The sequence below is a fragment of the Pseudomonas fluorescens HK44 genome, from assembly GCF_000217955.3.
GTDB lineage: Bacteria > Pseudomonadota > Gammaproteobacteria > Pseudomonadales > Pseudomonadaceae > Aquipseudomonas > Aquipseudomonas fluorescens_AQ.
The window spans coordinates 17518-34026 of sequence record NZ_AFOY02000026.1 but is presented as its reverse complement, the minus strand read 5'-3'; the positions used below and the strand labels follow the sequence as shown (position 1 = coordinate 34026).

Here is a 16509-nt window from a genome sequence, read left to right as displayed (position 1 = left end):
TAACTTGAGCACTTCTATTTCACGTTGACTCAACTGGTTTTGTACAAGAGTTGCCACCTCCGGCTAGTCCGGACCCGGGATCAACTCCAGCATCGCTGGCGTCGCCCGACGGGCATCGGGCCGTGGCAGCGACTGTTGCCTAGGCGGTAACAGTCAATGTCCCGAATCGCTATTTTTCCTTTGGGGATAAGGACTTATCCTTGCCTGACTTGCACGGCAAACCGCCTGAAAGCGCACACGCAGTGAAGTGTGCCCCTCTTGCACTGCGACTGAGTTCAGATGAGTTGAAATAACCCCTTCAGTTCATCGCCCCGTGTTCACTGACGTTGATTTGTTGCTCCTTGATCCAACGTCTTACCTTGGCCGCTGCGTTTACAGCGGCCTTTTTTATGGGCGAAATAAAAGAACCCCGTGAGCACGGGGTTCGATGAGAAGGGGTCAGAAACGAAGGTCATTGAGCGCGCCGGCAATCGTCCTCGGTATTACAGCGAATACTTCTGCAAATTCGCCATCATTTCCTTCAACGCTTCAATGTTGTCCTTGGGGTGCGTTGCGCCTTCGAAGTCGCAGATCTGTTGCCAATGAGCAGCAACGTCTTCCGGCGAGAAGCCCTCGCGTGGATCAAAACCGGCGCCGAGGCTGCGTTCCCAGCGTACTTTGCCCATCCAACCACCACCAACTTCGAACAGCCCGGAGGTTTCCTGGCAGTTTTCGCTGGCCAGGTACACCACCAGCGGGCTGACCAGTTCCGGCTTCAGTTGTTCGAAGACTTGTGGCGGGATCAAACCCTCGGTCATGCGCGTACCGCCCGTCGGAGCGATGGCATTGACCAGAATGTTGTTCTTGCGGCCTTCGATGGCCAGGGTGCGGGTCAGGCCATAAAGACCGAGTTTGGCCATGCCGTAGTTGGACTGGCCGAAGTTGCCGTAGATGCCCGACGTCGAGGCGGTGAAAATCACTCGACCGTAGTTTTGCTCACGCAGGTGCGGCCACGCGGCACGGGTGACTTTGTAAGCACCTTCGACATGCACGCGGTAAACCAGATCCCAATCACCGTCTTCCATGTTGTGGAAGGTCTTGTCGCGCAAAATCCCGGCGTTGTTGACCACCACATCGACGCGGCCAAAGGCATCGAGGGCGTGTTGCACGAGCTTGTCGCCGTCGGTCACCGAATCGTGGTTGGCCACGGCCGTGCCGCCAGCCTCGCGAATCTCTGCCACCACGCGGTCGGCTGCCGAGGCATTGGCACCTTCGCCTTGAGCCGAACCACCGAGATCATTGACCAGTACCTTGGCGCCCTGCCTGGCGAATAACAACGCATGAGCCCGTCCGAGACCGCCGCCTGCACCGGTGACGATCACCACTTTATCTTCAAAGCGCACAGACTCTTTCATTACCAAACTCCAGCAGGCCAGGGACAGTGAGCCCGAGTGTCAGGCACGGCGCGGGCGGTCACAATCAACAGGGCTGAGGCTGAATAGTGTGCAATAAGGCTGGGGGATGATGAGCGCCAGATACGCTGACGCCCTGCAGACAGTGTTCAAGGCGTAATCGAGTAGGAGGCGGCTTCACAGCCGCCGTCCTCTCACACCACTGTACGTACGGATCCGTATACGGCGGTTCAAGTTATGCGATTAAGCCGAGTCATCGTATCCAGTATTGAGACCAGTCCAAGCCGATCCCACAGTTTCTTCGGTAGCGCGTGATTCAGATGCGCAGCACCGGAACTCCACCATGGGCCCCGGCCATTGAACGCCGAAATGCAGGCGCGGTGCCTGCTGAGCCCCAGACGCATCAGGTGGCGAGCCCTTGTTGAGGGCCGTTTCCATTGACGCCATACGGCGCAGCGCAGCTTACGACGCACCCAGCCATCAAGCTTCTCCAGTGCTCGCTTGCCCTGAGTCAACTTGAAGTAGCCAGCCCAACCGCGCAGCACAGGATTTATTCGCTCAATGACGGTTGCCATCTTGCACCCCCGCGCTCCGCGCAGTAGCTCTCTGAGTCGGTCGCGCAAGCGATCCAGACTCATGGTTGCCACTCTCAGTCTCGGAGGCTGATGCCAGCTCATCCCGTAACCCAAATAGTCACAGACCCAAGTCCGTGCCACGCGACTCTTTTCCCGGTTCAGCGTCAGTTTCAGGCGCTGATTCAAGAAGCACTCGACACCGGCCATCACTCGTTCACCCGCACGACGACTGCGCACGTAAATGTTTGCGTCGTCGGCATAGCGCACGAAACGATGGCCCCGCCGTTCCAGCTCGCGGTCGAGTTCGTTGAGCAGGATGTTCGACAGCAACGGCGAGAGCGGGCCGCCTTGCGGCGTCCCTTCCTGCCGTCGGCTGACGAGCCCACCTGACATGGACCCCGCTTCGAGATAACGACGTATGAGCGTGAGCACGCGTTTGTCTGCGATTTGGCGCGCCACATAGGCCATCAACACATCGTGGTTGACCCGATCAAAGAATTTCTCCAGATCGAGTTCTACACACCAACGGTAGCCTGCGGCCACATGGGCACGGGCTGTTTCGATGGCTTGGTGGGCGCTTCTGCCCGGACGAAAACCGTAGCTGTAGTCCGAGAACAGAGGATCGAAGATCGGTGTGAGCTGTTGCAGTAGAGCTTGCTGGATCAGGCGATCCATCACATTGGGGATACCCAACTGACGGATTCCGCCTTTGGGTTTTGGGATTTCGACGGCGCGTACACCTTGCGGATGGTACTCACCGGCCAGCAACCGAACCTTGAGGATCGGCCAATACTGTTTCACGTAGCCCGCCAAGTCGTCGACCGTCATGCCATCGGCACCCGGTGCGCCCTTGTTGCTAACTACGCGTTGATACGCACGCTTGAGGTTAGCCGGTGCAAGCACCCGCTCCATCAACGTGTCCGGCTCCGCGTTCGTCCACGTCACAGACGCCGCCAATACCTCTGCGCTGTCAGCCGTCGTCCTCGGATACTGTCCGGGACTCGGAGTAACAGTCTTCTCTGGGAGAAATTTCTGCATTTCGGTATTCAACGAGACTCTGACGCCTACTGGCGGCATAACCTGTTCGGCCCTTGGTGACACGGTTATTCGCCACTTACTTCGGCCTCGGCTGACTTCTGCACGCTCATCCCGTCATCTCGCGACGCTCGGTAGCACAGTGGCAAACGTGCAGATCTCCCAGGGTAATTCGCGCGACCTTCCTGCTTATGCCTGTCGGATCTACGTCGCAGCGTCCCGTGCAAGTATTGGGCTTTGAGGAAGTTTGCCCCCTTACCCCGCTGCGCCGCCTCTATCCGCTTCCTGTTCGTCAGGCCAGCATTTTGCCTCGGGCTTCCTTCAGATTCGCAGTCACCCGCGACACCCTTGCCTCTGGCTAACACTTCCCCTTGCCGGGTGTGTAGAGGACTTTCACCTCCAAGTCACCAGCGTGGCCACCACAGCCAAGCTGGTTGCGCTTACGCGCAACGCGCCATGCCTGGCGCACAAACGAAACGGGCCTGCATCTGCAGGCCCGTTTTCAGTGGGGTGGTAAGGGTGTTTCAGGCATCAGCTATTGAACGCTGCCTGTTCGTTCTCGAGAAATTCTTCTTCAAGCAGCGCATCGGCATGGGCACCTGAGTTGATCGGCGTGACGCTGGCGCGTTTACCGCGCAATTTGCCGAACAGGTGTTCCAGGGCGTGTTCAAGCTTGGCGGCCGCCCCGTCGATGGCCAGTTCCAGTGTCGCGGCTTTATGAGTAACGGAAACCGGTTGATGGCCTTTTGGCCGCGCTTCAAGTTGGCAGCGCATGTCGTGTGGACCGGGTTTATCGCCGTTCTCGTCCCGCAGGTGGACTTCGACCCGTGTCAGGTCTTCTTCGTATCGTTCGAGCGTGCTCTCAATGGTAGTACGTACCCACTCCTCCAGTCGGATGCTGCTTTGAATATGGTTATCGCTATTGACTTGGATTTGCATAGTTCATCCCTTATTTCAGCTAGCTCGCGAGAGGTCCGGTGCAGTGTTTGAAACCTGGTTGGCCGTGACCTCTTGGTTACAGAGTTGGGCAGACGGAGAAACAATTCAACCCCTAAAAAAAGATAAATATTCCTACGCAAAAAAAGCCGGACAACCGGCAAAAGCGCTGTTAATGTCGGGAGTCGACTCGACCTGCAACGCCGCAACAAATCCTCACAATTGCCCCTCGCCCAAGGGGTGCAACCCGCGAAAAATCTCCGCCTCCTCCACCAGCCAGTCATGCACCGCGCGCACGCCCGGATGGCTCAGCGCGCCCGGTGAATACAGCAGCACATAGCGTTTGTAGTTGGGCACCGCGACGCCAAACGGCACGATCAGCGTGCCACGCTCCAGCTCATCGTTGAGCAAGGTCCGGCGGGCGATGGCCACACCCATTCCGGCAATCGCCGCCTCGATGGTCAGGTGGTTGCGGTTGAAAGTATGCCCGCGCCGCACGTCGGCGCCGTCGAAGCCGATGGCGTTCAGGTAAAACTCCCATTCCGCGTATTCATAGCTGCCACGCCAGGCGGTGATGTCGTGCAACAACGGAAAATGCACCAGATCCGCCGGCCCGTGCAGCGGCGGTCGACCGCGCAGCAGGCTCGGCGCGCAGACCGGGAAAATCTGCTCATCGAGCAAGGCTGTGGATAACAATCCCGGGTAACTGCCATCGTTCAAGTCGATGGCCAGGTCGAAGTCGCCTTCATGCAGCGCCACGCTGCTGTCCTCGGCCACCAGCCGCAACTGGATATCCGGAAACCGCTGCTGCAAACGCGGCAGGCGCGGCGTCAGCCATTTGCCGAGAAACGAAGGGATCGAGCGCAACCGCAGGATGCCGCTGATCATCCCCGCATCGAGCCGGCGCAATTCGGCGTCGATGCTGCCATAGGCCTCGTTGACGGTAATCGCCAGGCGCTGGCCTTCGGCGCTCAACTCGACGCCCCGGGCGCGGCGGTGGAACAGGCGAAAGCCCAGGCGCTCTTCCAACTGGCGGATCTGCTGGCTGACGGCGCCGGGGGTGATGTGCAGTTCTTCCGCGCAGCGGGTGAACGACAAGTGGCGTGCCGCACAGGAAAACACATGCAGCCAGACGTAGGTCTGGGCATGAAATTGACGACTCATCGTTTAGTCCTACTAAAGCCTGTCTTAGGAAGTTTCGTTGGTCAGCGCTGACCGAGCTAGGCAGTATCGCCGACATTGCGCTTGGCCTACAAAAAATGGCGGCGATTCCTACTCCATTGCTTGTAAGGCTTTAGCATGGCTATCAGTGTTTTCGATCTCTTCAAAGTCGGCATCGGTCCGTCCAGCTCCCACACCGTCGGCCCGATGCGCGCTGCGGCGACCTTCGCCCAGGCGCTGTTTGACCAGGGTTTGCTGGAGCAAATCCAGCGGGTGGAAGTCCGTCTCTACGGCTCGCTGTCCGCCACCGGCGTCGGCCACGCCACGGATCGCGCCTGCGTCATGGGCCTGATGGGCGAATGGCCCGACAGCATCGACCCGAGCTGCATCGGTCCGCGTATCCAGCAGTTGCGTGAACGCGGTGAACTGCTGCTGGCCGGTCGCCGGAACATTGCCTTCGATTGGCAACGCGATCTGCTGCTGCTTGACGAAAGCCTGCCCTACCACCCCAACGCCATGTCGCTGACAGCCTTTGGCGAAAGCGGCCAACTGTGGGAACAAACCTACTACTCGGTCGGCGGCGGTTTCATCGTTGAAGCGGCCGAAGCCGAGTCCGGTGTACCAGCCGCCAGCGACGTGGTGTTGCCGTACGAGTTTTCCAGCGCCGTGGAATTGCTGTCGCTGTGCAACCAGCACGGCCTGCGGGTTTCCGAGCTGATGATGGCCAACGAACGGGCCTGGCGCAGCGACGCAGAAATTCGCAGCGGCCTGCTGCACATCTGGTCGGTGATGCGTGAATGCGTCGAGCAAGGCCTGCGCCATGAAGGCATCCTGCCGGGTGGTCTGGATGTGCCGCGCCGCGCTGCGAAATTGCACCGTAGCCTGCTGGAAATCGGCAAACCGAACGTGATCAGTTCGACCCTCTCGGCGATGGAATGGGTCAACCTGTTCGCCCTCGCCGTGAACGAAGAAAACGCCGCCGGCGGACGCATGGTCACCGCACCGACCAACGGCGCGGCGGGGATCATCCCGGCGGTGCTGCATTACTACATGAAGTTCAACCCCGACGCCTCGGACGACGATGTCGTGGCGTTTTTCCTCGCCGCCGCGTCGGTGGGCATCCTCTGCAAAAAGAACGCCTCGATCTCCGGCGCCGAAGTCGGCTGCCAGGGTGAAGTCGGTTCCGCCTGCGCCATGGCCGCTGCCGGCCTCGCCGACGTATTGGGCGCGACGCCCGAACAACTGGAAAACGCCGCCGAAATCGGCCTTGAACACAACCTCGGCCTGACCTGCGACCCGGTCGGCGGGCTGGTTCAAGTGCCGTGCATCGAGCGCAACGCGATTGCCGCCGTGAAGGCAATCAACGCCACGCAAATGGCCCTGCGCGGCGACGGCAAACACTTCATTTCCCTCGACCGGGTGATCCGCACCATGCGCGATACCGGCGCCGATATGCACGACAAATACAAAGAGACTTCACGGGGCGGCCTGGCGGTGAGCTGGGTGGAGTGCTGACGAGCATTCCCTGACCGCCCCCGGCAGGCCGCTTCAAGCCGCCTGCCTGACGTGAGCCCGAGCAAGAATAATAACGAGGCGATACTGATGACCGATGTACGTACACCTGCTGCCGATAATCCTGCTATAGACCTCAAACGCGACACCGCTATAACCCGCAAAGGCTGGAGCAAACACGACACCACCTGGATGCTCGGCCTTTACGGCACGGCGATTGGGGCGGGCACGCTGTTCCTGCCGATCAACGCTGGCGTCGGCGGTTTCTGGCCGTTGCTGGTGCTGGCGCTGCTGGCTTTCCCGATGACCTTCTTCGCCCACCGCGGCCTGACCCGCTTCGTGCTGTCCGGACGTTCCGGGGACATCACCGAAGTGGTGGAAGAACACTTCGGCATCGGTGCCGGCAAGCTGATAACCCTGCTGTATTTCTTTGCGATCTTCCCGATTTTGCTGGTGTACAGCGTGGCGCTGACCAACACTCTGAGCAGTTTCATGGAGCATCAGTTACACATCGCGCCGCCACCGCGCTCGGTGCTGTCGCTGGCGCTGATTCTGGGCCTGATGGCGATCGTCCGTTGCGGCCAGGGCGTGATCGTCAAATGCATGAGCGTGCTGGTTTACCCGTTTGTCGCCGCGTTGCTGTTGCTCGGTGTGAGCCTGATCCCGAACTGGAACGGCGCGTTCTTCGCCTCGGCCAATGAAGGCATGCCGCTGCCGCTGTTCTTCAAAACCCTGTGGCTGGCGATTCCGGTGATGGTGTTCTCGTTCAACCATTCGCCGATCATCTCCGCCTTCGCCGTCGATCAGAAACAGCGTTACGGCGCCCAGGCTGAACCGAAAAGCAGCGGCATCCTCGCGATCGCCCACAGCATGATGGTGCTGACGGTGATGTTCTTCTGCTTCAGCTGCGTGCTGGCCCTGTCGCCGGCCGACCTGGCAGCCGCAAAGGCGCAGAACATCTCGATCCTGTCGTACCTGGCCAACCACTTCCAGACCCCGGTCATCGCCTATGCCGCGCCGTTGATCGCGCTGGTGGCAATCACCAAATCCTTCCTCGGCCACTACATCGGCGCCAGCGAAGGCTTTCAGGGCCTGATCGTGAAAAGCCTGCGCGACCGTGGCCGGGTGATGCCGGCCAGCTGGCTGAACCGCGTGACCGCGCTGTTCATGATCCTCAGTTGCTGGGCCGTGGCGACCTTCAACCCGAGCATCCTGGGCATGATCGAAACCCTCGGCGGGCCAGTGATCGCCTGCCTGCTGTTCCTGATGCCGATGTACGCAATCCGCCGCGTGCCATCGCTGCGCCAGTATTCGGGGCAAGCCTCGAATGTGTTCGTGGTGTTGATCGGCCTGATCGCACTGTCAGCGATCATCTACTCCGTCATGCCCTGAAACGGACCCTGATTGAACAAGGCGAGTCATTGAACTCGCCTTTTTATTGCCGATTTATTGACCCGGGGGCCGGACCGGCATGGCCCTTGCTTCGTCAGAATGGAGGCACACGGATGTTGTTGAAACCTCAGCGAACGGCCTGCCGGTGGTCTGGAAAAGCGAACCAATCCTGATCCCGGTCGGTCAATGACTGCACGATCCCATCAAGCGGTGACGCATTATGGATAACCCCTTTCAACTGATTACCGACGCTTTTGCGCCGGACTATCAGGTCAACCTGAGCATTCAGGGGCTCGACGGCAGCATCATGCTGACCCTCTCCAACGCCGGCCGAATCGTCGCCAAACGGATGATCAGCGCCGAACAACGCAATGACCCGCAACGCCTGAAACGGCTGGTGCAAAGCATTCAATTCGGCATCGCCATTGAACAAGGCCACAGCGCCGTGGCGATCCTCGAAGCGATGACCAACGGCGACAACCTCAAGTTGCCGCCGCCCTCCCCCAAGGCTCCACCCCCTCGGCCGGCAAGGTTTTAAAGCTCGCCCTTCTCGACTTCCGGATGCTCACCGGAGCCCACCCCGGTCGTGCGCTGCGGGTGTGCAATCTTCACCGACGGGAATTGCGACGAGGCATAACGCACCACCAGAATCGAAAACGCCAGTAGCAGAATGCCGCCGCACAGGTAGATGATCCCGATGTCCGGCGGGTTGTGGTGCGACACGTTGGAGATCAGCAGGCGCGTCAACGCGGTGATCGCCACGTAGATCAGAAAGCGCACTGGCATGTGGTTGGTTTTGAAGTAAATCCCGACCATCGCCCCCAGCTCGAGGTAGATGAACAGCAGCAGGATGTCATCGATCTTGATGTCACCCTCCTTGATCATCAGCAAAAACTCCGCCACCGCCGCCCAGGCAGTGACTGCACCGATGGCGAACAGCGCCAGGTAATGGAACGTCTCAACGAACAGGTTGCCCAGCGATCCGGCCAACTCATGGACGTTCTTGCGAAGCTTTTCAGCCCAATTGATATTCACGGTAGTTCTTCCTTAGGTCGGCTCAACCGATGATGCGGGTTCGACGTGACGGTTGTTCTGCATGCAGAAAAAAGGCCAGCGGCATGGAGTGAGATGGTAGCGGGGGGAAATGAGGCACGTTGGGGGACTTTGGGTAAATGTAGGACCGTTCTGAATTTGGTTTTTGGGCATCGGATGGATTTCTGGGGGCGCGCCAGCAGGAACGTGTCCTGCGGCGATTAGCAGCCTTCCAGGCGCTAAAAAACCATACAGAGCCAGCACATCGCTACGATTGTGCCCGACAATCTCTGCACGCTAACGTCAAACCGTCGCTGCCCATTCAGCGACCGGGCCTGAGAACCTGGGTAATATGCGCGTGCACCAGCGCCAAAAAATCACGACTGCCGGCGTTTTTATGTCCGAATTTCCGTGTAATGGCGGCTGTGCGTGGGAGACCTTCGGGTCTGCCGGGGCGCGTGCATACCGGTTTCTCAGCCTGCGCATAGCTGCCACCCATTCGCCTGAGAACGAACGTGGCCGCTCTACTTTGTTTCTGGAGTATTGCTAATGCACGCTATTGATCCGTCCAAAGTTCGCGCTCTTACCACCTCCGCCCCCTCGGAGGTGACTCATGACTAACCTCCAAGACCTGACAACCGCCGGCCTCACGCCCTTCTCCATCCACTCCGACCAAGCCCTGTTCCGCGTCAACAGCGGCGTCTCGATCCACGAAGCCTTGTCCCACGTGTCCGACTTGCTCCACCTCTCCAAACTGCTGGCCGAAGACGCGGCGATGGAACGCGGTAAGGACCGTTATGCCTGGGCATCGCATTATTTGCAGGAGATGAGTAAGGCGGTGATCGATGATGTGGTGAAGGTGCTGGGGGCGCCGGGCAATAACCGCGATTGAATGGAAAAAGCCCCGGGCTTCTCTTGAAGGCGGGGCTTTTCAGGTGTTCGACTATTTGCTCAAACTGCGCCTAACCGCTCAACCATGTCGGGGAACTTCTCCACCAGCCTGATCAACAAGGCGGCCTGCGCATTGGGCTTCGACTTTTCCTGCTCCCAATTTCTCAGGGTACTGGGACTGGTTCTGATTCGCTTGGCAAAAACGGCCTGAGACATATGCAACTTCGCCCGAAGCGCGACGATTTCTTGTGCCCCTACCTCCGGAGCCGGCTTGTCCTCCAGCGTATTGTTGCGCAGCGTAATCTTGCCTTCTCGTTGAGCTGCCATCTCATCAACGCCCTGCATCAACTCTGCAAACAGGTCGCGCTTTTTCATGGGGTACCTCGTGCTTTTAACTCTGTCTCTATGGCTTTCTTGAGCGCCTTCTCTTGGTCGGCGGTCAGATTTTCAAGCTCATCTTTGTCATAAATCGCGAACATCCAGAACTGACCGTCATTCATCAGCCAATAATAGATGACCCGCAAACCGCCTCGCTTGCCTTTACCCCGACGTCCATCTACCCATCGCAGTTTACGAAACCCACCTGTGCGGGGCATAACGTCGCCCGCATGCGGGTTCAACTGCATATCGACCTGAAGCGCTCGATACTCATCATCCGTCAGATAGTCACCGACAGTTGCCGTAAACGAGGAGGTTTCAAAGAAAACGGTTCGCATGACAAAACTATAGGCAAGTTGCTTATAGTTTCGCAAGCGACGATTCCCCGCGCTGACGAACAGTCATCCACAGAAGGCTCGCATACAACGTCAGATATTGGTCGGCTGTCAGGCCGCCATCGCGAGCAAGCTCGACTCCCACAGTTTTGATCTGTGTATATCCGCGAACGATCTGAAGCCGTTCACGCCCCAACCACTCAGGCCGGCCGGCAGGCCGCCGTGCTGTTGCCTTTGATCTTGATCCACCCGCCCCTTCGGGAGGCCGAGTGGAGGTGTTCATCAGGGGGTGGGCGCGCAGCGCCGTACGGCGCAGCCGGACACATCGAGAGGAGGTCGTCGCGAAGCAGACCGTAGGCGATGCCCCCTGATGAATGCCGGAATGAGGGGACGCCGAGCCTAGGCGAGGTGCCGTACGCTTGGGGCGAGACCTTTGGTTACTTTGGGGCGTTTGCCAAAGTGACACGCTGTAAGAGCGGAACCATAAGTGGCCGTGACCGCAGGAATGGATATGTACACCTGCGAGAGATTGGTCGGCTGTCAGGCCGCCTTCGCGAGCAAGCCCGCTCCCACAATTTTGATTGGTGTACATCTGCAAAAGACAGGCCGGCTGTCAGGCCGCCAAGATCAACAAATCGCAGCCTGCGGAACAAAAAGCCCCGCGCTTCTCTCGAAGGCGGGGCTTTTTTGTACAACCGCAAAACCTTAAGGCGCGTAAGTCAGCAACAACTCGGTCGGCACCTTGAAGTCCAGCGACATCATCACACTCAACGCCGTGATGGTGAAAATCGAAAACACGAACAGCTTGCGTGCCCACACCGTGTCATCCACCGCCTTGTAGCCCGTCCAGGCCATGTACAACCAGTACATGCCCATGGCCGCCGCAACCGCGAGATAACTCATGCCGGCGTAACCACTGAACGTCAGCATCAAGGTCGCCACCAGGAACGCCAGGATGTACAGCAGGATGTGCTTCTTCGCCACCTGAATCCCGCGCTTCACCGGCAACACCGGAATCGATGCCGCCAGGTAATCGTTGAAGCGAAAGATCGCGATCGCGTAGGAATGCGGCATCTGCCACAAGCTGAACATCACCAGCAGCGTCAGCGCCGCCATGTCGAAGCTATTGCTCACCGCGACATAGCCAATCACCGGCGGCATCGCCCCCGACAGACTGCCCACCAGCGTGCCGTGAACCGACTTGCGCTTGAGGTACAGGCTGTAGAAGCCGACGTAGATCACAAAGCCGATCACCGCGAACAACGCCGCCAGCGGGTTGGCCACGCGATACAGCAAGGCCACGCCGGCGACACCCAGGACGGTCGCGTAAACCAGTGCCAGTTTCAGGGAGATCAGGCCCTGGACCAGCACGCGGTTCTTGGTGCGTTCCATCTTCAGGTCGATGTCACGGTCGATGCAGTTGTTGAACACGCAACCCGACGCGACCACCAGGGACGTGCCGATCATCGCAGCCAGGAAAATGGCCAGATCGACATGCCCTTTCGAGGCCAGGAAAAACCCGCCTGCCACAGAAAGCACGTTACCGAAAATGATCCCCGGTTTGGTGATTTGGATAAAGTGCTTTAAGGACATCCGGACTTTCCTCAGTGCGCCATCATGACGGAATGGATGCTGAACATGATCCACAGCGACAGACCGACCAACAGGACAATAACCAGCGCCGCGAAGATAAACGCAATCACGTTGTTACGCTGGGCGGCGGAACGGTCCAGGTGCAGGAAGTAGACCAGGTGCACCAGCACCTGGATCACTGCGAAGGCCAGTACGATCCACAGGGTCATGGCTTTCGGCAGGGATGGGTACATCACCAGGCCGAAAGGAATGATGGTCAGGATCACCGACAGGATGAAGCCGATAGCGTAGGACTTGACGCTGCCGTGGCTGTCGTGGCCAGTGTGTGAGTGAGCTGCGTTAGCCATTTACAGAGTCCCCATCAGGTAAACAACGGTGAATACGCAGATCCACACTACGTCCAGGAAGTGCCAGAACAGGCTCAGGCAGCTCAAACGGGTCTTGTTGGTCGACGTCAGGCCATGCTTGTTGACCTGATACATCATGATCGCCATCCAGATCAGGCCGCTGGTCACGTGCAGACCGTGGGTACCGACCAGGGTGAAGAACCCGGACAGGAAGCCGCTGCGGTTCGGACCGAAGCCTTCGGAGATCAGCGTATGGAACTCGTTGATCTCCATGCCGATGAAGCCCAGGCCGAACAGGAAGGTGATGGCCAACCAGCCCAGCACCTGAGTCTTCTTGCCTTTGAACAACGCCAGCATGGCGAAGCCGTAGGTGATCGAGCTGAGCAACAGGCAGGCGGTTTCGCCCAGCACATAGGGCAGTTCGAAGATGTCGTGGCCCGACGGGCCACCGGCTACGTTGTTTACCAGTACCGCGTACACCGCGAAGATCGACGCAAACAGAATGCAGTCGGTCATCAGGTAGAGCCAGAAACCGAATACGGTCATCTCGCCCGAGTCGTGGTGATGGTCATCGTGCCCATGGTCATGACCATGGGCGTGTCCAACATTGGTCACTAAGTTCGACATGGTTTAAGCCTGTTCCAACGAGGTTTCAACACGGGTGGCGGTGGCCGGAATCGCTTTGGCCGCAACCAGACGCTTGTGCTGCTCGGCTTCAATGCGCTCGATCACATCGACCGGCACCATGTAGCCTTGATCATCACGGGCAGCGTGGATCACGAAATAGATCACGGTGCCAGCCAGGCCAAAGATGGCCATCCACCAGATGTGCCAGATCATCGCGAAACCGAACACGGTCAACAGAGCACCCATGACCAGGCCGGTCGCGGTGTTGTTTGGCATGTGGATCGGCTCGTAACGGGCCGGAGCCTTGTACGCAGTACCGTTTTCCTTGGCTTCGGTGAACGGGTCGATGCCATCGGCTTTCGGCAGTACCGCGAAGTTGTAGAACGGTGGTGGCGACGAGGTCGACCATTCCAGCGTGTGGGCATTCCACGGGTCGCCGGCTTCGCACATGTTCTGTGGCAGCTTGCGATCACGGATACTCACGTAGAGCTGGATCAACTGGCAGGCAATACCGAAGGCGATCAGGACCGCACCGACCATTGCCACGTGCAGGTACGGTGTCCACTCAGGGTTGGTGGTGCTGTTCAGACGACGGGTCATGCCCATGAAGCCCAGTACATAGAGCGGCATGAACGCGACGAAGAAGCCCGAGATCCAGAACCAGAACGCTGCCTTGCCCCAACCTTCGTGCAGCTTGAAGCCGAACGCTTTAGGGAAGTAGAAGCCGAAGCCTGCGATGTAGCCGAATACGGCGCCGCCGATAATCACGTTGTGGAAGTGCGCGATCACGAACAGGCTGTTGTGCAGTACGAAGTCAGCACCCGGGATGGCCAGCAGTACGCCGGTCATGCCGCCGATGGCGAAGGTCACCATGAAGCCCAGAGTCCACATTACCTGGCTGGTGAAACGCAAACGGCCCTGGTAGATGGTGAACAGCCAGTTGAACAGCTTCACCCCGGTCGGGATCGAAATCAGCATCGTCGCCAGACCGAAGAAGGCGTTGACGTTGGCACCCGAACCCATGGTGAAGAAGTGGTGCAGCCAAACCATGAAGCCGAGGATCGAGATCGCGCCGCTGGCGTAGATCATCGAGTGGTGGCCGAACAGTTTCTTGCCGGAGAAGGTCGAGATGACTTCGGAGAAGATCCCGAACGCCGGCAGAATCAGGATGTAAACCTCGGGGTGACCCCAGGCCCAGAACAGGTTGACGTACATCATTGGATTGCCACCCAGTTCATTGGTGAAAATGTGGAAATCCATGTAACGGTCAAGCGTCAGCAGTGCCAGGGTAGCGGTCAGGATCGGGAAGGAAGCGACGATCAGTACGTTGGCCCAGGTGCAGGTCCAGGTGAAGATCGGCATGTCCATCATTTTCATGCCCGGGGTACGCATTTTCAGCACAGTGGCCAGGAAGTTGACCCCCGTCAATGTCGTACCCAGTCCAGACAGTTGTAATGCCCAGATGTAGTAGTCCACACCCACGCCCGGGCTGTAGCCCAGTTCCGACAGCGGTGGATACGCAACCCAACCGGTACGGGCGAATTCGCCGACCCCCAGGGACACGTTCACCAATACCACGCCGGAGACCAGCAGCCAGAAGCTCAGGGAGTTCAGGAACGGGTAGGCGACGTCACGCGCGCCGATCTGCAGCGGCACTGCCAGGTTCATCAGGCCGGTGAAGAATGGCATCGCCATGAAGATGATCATGATCACACCGTGAGCGGTGAAGATCTGGTCATAGTGTTCAGGTGGCAGGTAGCCAGGCGACCCCTCAGTGGCCAGGGCCAGCTGGGAACGCATCATCACGGCGTCGGCAAAACCACGCAGCAGCATGATCATGGCAACGATGATGTACATCACGCCGATTTTCTTGTGGTCGACCGACGTCAGCCACTCGGTCCACAAATAGGTCCACTTCTTGAAGTAGGTGATTGCAGCAAATACCGCCAGACCACCGAGCGCGATCATGGCGATGGTCACCATCACGATCGGCTCGTGGAACGGGATTGCTTCCCAACTTAATTTACCAAACATCGTTTACTCCTCTGCCCCGGCAGCTGAATGCGAACTCATGTCCATCCCTTCCATACCGGCCACTTCCTTACCTTCCTTCTCGTGGTGCATCGGCTTGCCCGGTTTCATGCCTTCATACTTGTCGATGATGGTCTGGAACAGGTTCGGCGCGTACGAGGAGTAGAGTTCAACCGGGTTGTTCTGGCTTGGTTTGGAAAGGGCTTCGTATTCAGCTTTTTCAAGCTGTTTAGGTGCCTTCTTGACATCACTGACCCAGGCATCGAAATCTGCCTGAGAGGTGGCGATTGCTTTGAATTTCATGCCAGTGAAGCCAGCACCGCTGTAGTTGGCGGAGATGCCGTCAAACTCGGCATTCTGATTGGCGATCAGGTGCAACTTGGTCTCCATGCCCGCCATCGCGTAGATCTGACCGCCCAGGCCCGGAATGAAGAACGAGTTCATCACGGTGTCGGAGGTGATTTTGAAGTTAACGGGCGTGTTGGCCGGGAACACCATCTTGTTGACGGTGGCGATGCCTTGTTCCGGGTAGATGAACAGCCACTTCCAGTCCATCGCGACCACTTGAATGGTGATCGGCTTGACGTCGGATTCCAGCGGACGGTAAGGGTCCAGCGCGTGGGTCGACTTGTAGGTGACGTAACCCAGGGCAATGATGATCAGCACGGGAACGGCCCACACCGCGATTTCAATCTTGGTGGAGTGCGACCATTTCGGGGTGTAGACGGCGTCCTTGTTGGAAGCGCGGTATTTCCAGGCGAACAGGAAGGTCATGACGATGACCGGGACCACGACCAACAGCATCAGCAGCGTTGCGGTGATGATCAGGTTGCGCTCGTCCAGGCCGACCTGGCCCTTGGGATCGAGCAGGGTCATGTTGCAGCCTCCCAGCAGCAGCGTGCCGAGCAGCGGCAATAAGCCTAGTAGTCTGGGGTACCTGTTTTTACTCATCTCACGACCTCTAAAGCAGCTTGCGCAATGCAGTTGGGTTTTGATCGCCAACACTTCACCCTGCCAAGGGTTGGCATTTTTCTTGGATTGAATAAGGGCTTGCCCGTCGCGCGTTAAACGCTGGTCGACACATCCTGAGCGAGCGGTGAGTTCTTATTCGAATTCGTGGTCAAAGGCCTTGTTACAGACCAATTCCATTTGGTGCGGATAGTTGGAAGGCGCCGACACCTGGCGTCGAATGAAGCCCGTTACAGCCCCACGACCGCCCCTTGTGCCAAGGAGAGTGCCGCCCCGGAATTTCAGTGCGGGCGATTGTAGATAT

At 58.5% G+C, this 16509-nt stretch carries 16 protein-coding genes; 4 read left to right on the top strand and 12 right to left on the bottom strand.

All coding sequences use genetic code 11. The annotated features are described in order from the left end of the window. Positions 1–482: 482 nt before the first annotated feature. The 4 genes from HK44_RS26900 to HK44_RS26885 all read right to left on the bottom strand — a co-directional run bounded on the left by HK44_RS26900 (position 483) and on the right by HK44_RS26885 (position 5101). A complete protein-coding gene (locus HK44_RS26900; RefSeq protein WP_019693522.1) occupies positions 483–1394 on the bottom strand; it encodes an SDR family oxidoreductase in 912 nt (303 codons plus the stop codon). A gap of 227 nt (positions 1395–1621) precedes the next feature. Beyond that, the gene (gene ltrA, locus HK44_RS26895; RefSeq protein WP_031319725.1) at positions 1622–3043 is read right to left on the bottom strand and encodes a group II intron reverse transcriptase/maturase; all 1422 of its coding nucleotides are present in this window, start codon (positions 3041–3043) and stop codon (positions 1622–1624) included. Between the two features lie 489 nt (positions 3044–3532). Continuing rightward, entirely contained in the window at positions 3533–3940 is a 408-nt protein-coding gene (locus tag HK44_RS26890; protein ID WP_019693523.1) for an HPF/RaiA family ribosome-associated protein, read from the bottom strand. A 213-nt stretch (positions 3941–4153) separates the two neighbouring features. Further along, on the bottom strand, positions 4154–5101 hold the full coding sequence (locus HK44_RS26885) for a LysR substrate-binding domain-containing protein (RefSeq protein ID WP_019693524.1): 948 nt from the start codon (positions 5099–5101) through the stop codon (positions 4154–4156). 135 nt (positions 5102–5236) lie between these two features. Here HK44_RS26885 and HK44_RS26880 point away from each other — a divergent pair, with 135 nt between their 5' ends. The 3 genes from HK44_RS26880 to HK44_RS26870 all read left to right on the top strand — a co-directional run bounded on the left by HK44_RS26880 (position 5237) and on the right by HK44_RS26870 (position 8540). Beyond that, positions 5237–6613, top strand: a complete 1377-nt coding sequence (locus tag HK44_RS26880) for an L-serine ammonia-lyase (RefSeq protein WP_019693525.1) — start codon at positions 5237–5239, stop codon at positions 6611–6613. 87 nt (positions 6614–6700) lie between these two features. Then, a complete protein-coding gene (locus HK44_RS26875) occupies positions 6701–8002 on the top strand; it encodes a serine/threonine transporter (RefSeq protein WP_019693526.1) in 1302 nt (433 codons plus the stop codon). Positions 8003–8222: 220 nt separating this feature from the next. Next, the gene (locus HK44_RS26870) at positions 8223–8540 is read left to right on the top strand and encodes a DUF3509 domain-containing protein (protein ID WP_019693527.1); all 318 of its coding nucleotides are present in this window, start codon (positions 8223–8225) and stop codon (positions 8538–8540) included. Here the strand turns inward: HK44_RS26870 and HK44_RS26865 are convergent. Next, the gene (locus tag HK44_RS26865) at positions 8537–9037 is read right to left on the bottom strand and encodes a phosphate-starvation-inducible protein PsiE (RefSeq protein ID WP_019693528.1); all 501 of its coding nucleotides are present in this window, start codon (positions 9035–9037) and stop codon (positions 8537–8539) included. The genes HK44_RS26870 and HK44_RS26865 overlap by 4 nt on opposite strands. Positions 9038–9647: 610 nt before the next feature. On the opposite strand from HK44_RS26865, the gene HK44_RS26860 reads away from it, so the two are divergent. Then, the gene (locus HK44_RS26860; protein WP_019693529.1) at positions 9648–9926 is read left to right on the top strand and encodes a DUF3077 domain-containing protein; all 279 of its coding nucleotides are present in this window, start codon (positions 9648–9650) and stop codon (positions 9924–9926) included. Positions 9927–9985: 59 nt separating this feature from the next. Here HK44_RS26860 and HK44_RS26855 read toward each other — a convergent pair whose 3' ends face one another. The 7 genes from HK44_RS26855 to cyoA form a co-directional block, all read right to left on the bottom strand. Beyond that, on the bottom strand, positions 9986–10300 hold the full coding sequence (locus HK44_RS26855) for a helix-turn-helix domain-containing protein (RefSeq protein ID WP_019693530.1): 315 nt from the start codon (positions 10298–10300) through the stop codon (positions 9986–9988). Continuing rightward, positions 10297–10641, bottom strand: coding sequence for a toxin HigB-2 (locus HK44_RS26850; RefSeq protein ID WP_024265201.1), 345 nt, complete (start codon positions 10639–10641; stop codon positions 10297–10299). Before HK44_RS26850 ends, HK44_RS26855 begins: the two co-directional genes overlap by 4 nt. 702 nt (positions 10642–11343) lie before the next feature. Beyond that, positions 11344–12231, bottom strand: a complete 888-nt coding sequence (gene cyoE, locus HK44_RS26845; RefSeq protein ID WP_019693532.1) for a heme o synthase — start codon at positions 12229–12231, stop codon at positions 11344–11346. Positions 12232–12242: 11 nt separating this feature from the next. Then, positions 12243–12578, bottom strand: coding sequence for a cytochrome o ubiquinol oxidase subunit IV (gene cyoD / locus HK44_RS26840; protein WP_019693533.1), 336 nt, complete (start codon positions 12576–12578; stop codon positions 12243–12245). Further along, positions 12579–13205 carry a cytochrome o ubiquinol oxidase subunit III gene (locus HK44_RS26835; RefSeq protein ID WP_019693534.1) on the bottom strand — a complete coding sequence of 209 codons (627 nt, stop codon included), beginning with the start codon at positions 13203–13205 and terminating at the stop codon, positions 12579–12581. It lies immediately after the preceding gene. A 3-nt stretch (positions 13206–13208) separates the two neighbouring features. Then, positions 13209–15239, bottom strand: coding sequence for a cytochrome o ubiquinol oxidase subunit I (gene cyoB / locus HK44_RS26830; protein ID WP_019693535.1), 2031 nt, complete (start codon positions 15237–15239; stop codon positions 13209–13211). Between the two features lie 3 nt (positions 15240–15242). Next, positions 15243–16187: a ubiquinol oxidase subunit II gene (cyoA, locus tag HK44_RS26825; RefSeq protein WP_019693536.1), complete on the bottom strand. Its 945-nt coding sequence runs from the start codon at positions 16185–16187 to the stop codon at positions 15243–15245. Positions 16188–16509 lie beyond the last annotated feature (322 nt).

Bases quoted from the DNA above. Each gene is read 5' to 3' on its own strand.
- HK44_RS26900 (WP_019693522.1), bottom strand. From the start codon at position 1,394: ATGAAAGAGTCTGTGCGCTTTGAAGATAAAGTGGTGATCGTCACCGGT.
- ltrA (WP_031319725.1), bottom strand. From the start codon at position 3,043: ATGCCGCCAGTAGGCGTCAGAGTCTCGTTGAATACCGAAATGCAGAAA.
- HK44_RS26880 (WP_019693525.1), top strand. From the start codon at position 5,237: ATGGCTATCAGTGTTTTCGATCTCTTCAAAGTCGGCATCGGTCCGTCC.
- cyoA (WP_019693536.1), bottom strand. From the start codon at position 16,187: ATGAGTAAAAACAGGTACCCCAGACTACTAGGCTTATTGCCGCTGCTC.
- HK44_RS26860 (WP_019693529.1), top strand. From the start codon at position 9,648: ATGACTAACCTCCAAGACCTGACAACCGCCGGCCTCACGCCCTTCTCC.
- HK44_RS26870 (WP_019693527.1), top strand. From the start codon at position 8,223: ATGGATAACCCCTTTCAACTGATTACCGACGCTTTTGCGCCGGACTAT.
- HK44_RS26855 (WP_019693530.1), bottom strand. From the start codon at position 10,300: ATGAAAAAGCGCGACCTGTTTGCAGAGTTGATGCAGGGCGTTGATGAG.
- HK44_RS26835 (WP_019693534.1), bottom strand. From the start codon at position 13,205: ATGTCGAACTTAGTGACCAATGTTGGACACGCCCATGGTCATGACCAT.
- HK44_RS26850 (WP_024265201.1), bottom strand. From the start codon at position 10,641: ATGCGAACCGTTTTCTTTGAAACCTCCTCGTTTACGGCAACTGTCGGT.
- HK44_RS26885 (WP_019693524.1), bottom strand. From the start codon at position 5,101: ATGAGTCGTCAATTTCATGCCCAGACCTACGTCTGGCTGCATGTGTTT.
- cyoD (WP_019693533.1), bottom strand. From the start codon at position 12,578: ATGGCTAACGCAGCTCACTCACACACTGGCCACGACAGCCACGGCAGC.
- cyoE (WP_019693532.1), bottom strand. From the start codon at position 12,231: ATGTCCTTAAAGCACTTTATCCAAATCACCAAACCGGGGATCATTTTC.
- cyoB (WP_019693535.1), bottom strand. From the start codon at position 15,239: ATGTTTGGTAAATTAAGTTGGGAAGCAATCCCGTTCCACGAGCCGATC.
- HK44_RS26875 (WP_019693526.1), top strand. From the start codon at position 6,701: ATGACCGATGTACGTACACCTGCTGCCGATAATCCTGCTATAGACCTC.
- HK44_RS26890 (WP_019693523.1), bottom strand. From the start codon at position 3,940: ATGCAAATCCAAGTCAATAGCGATAACCATATTCAAAGCAGCATCCGA.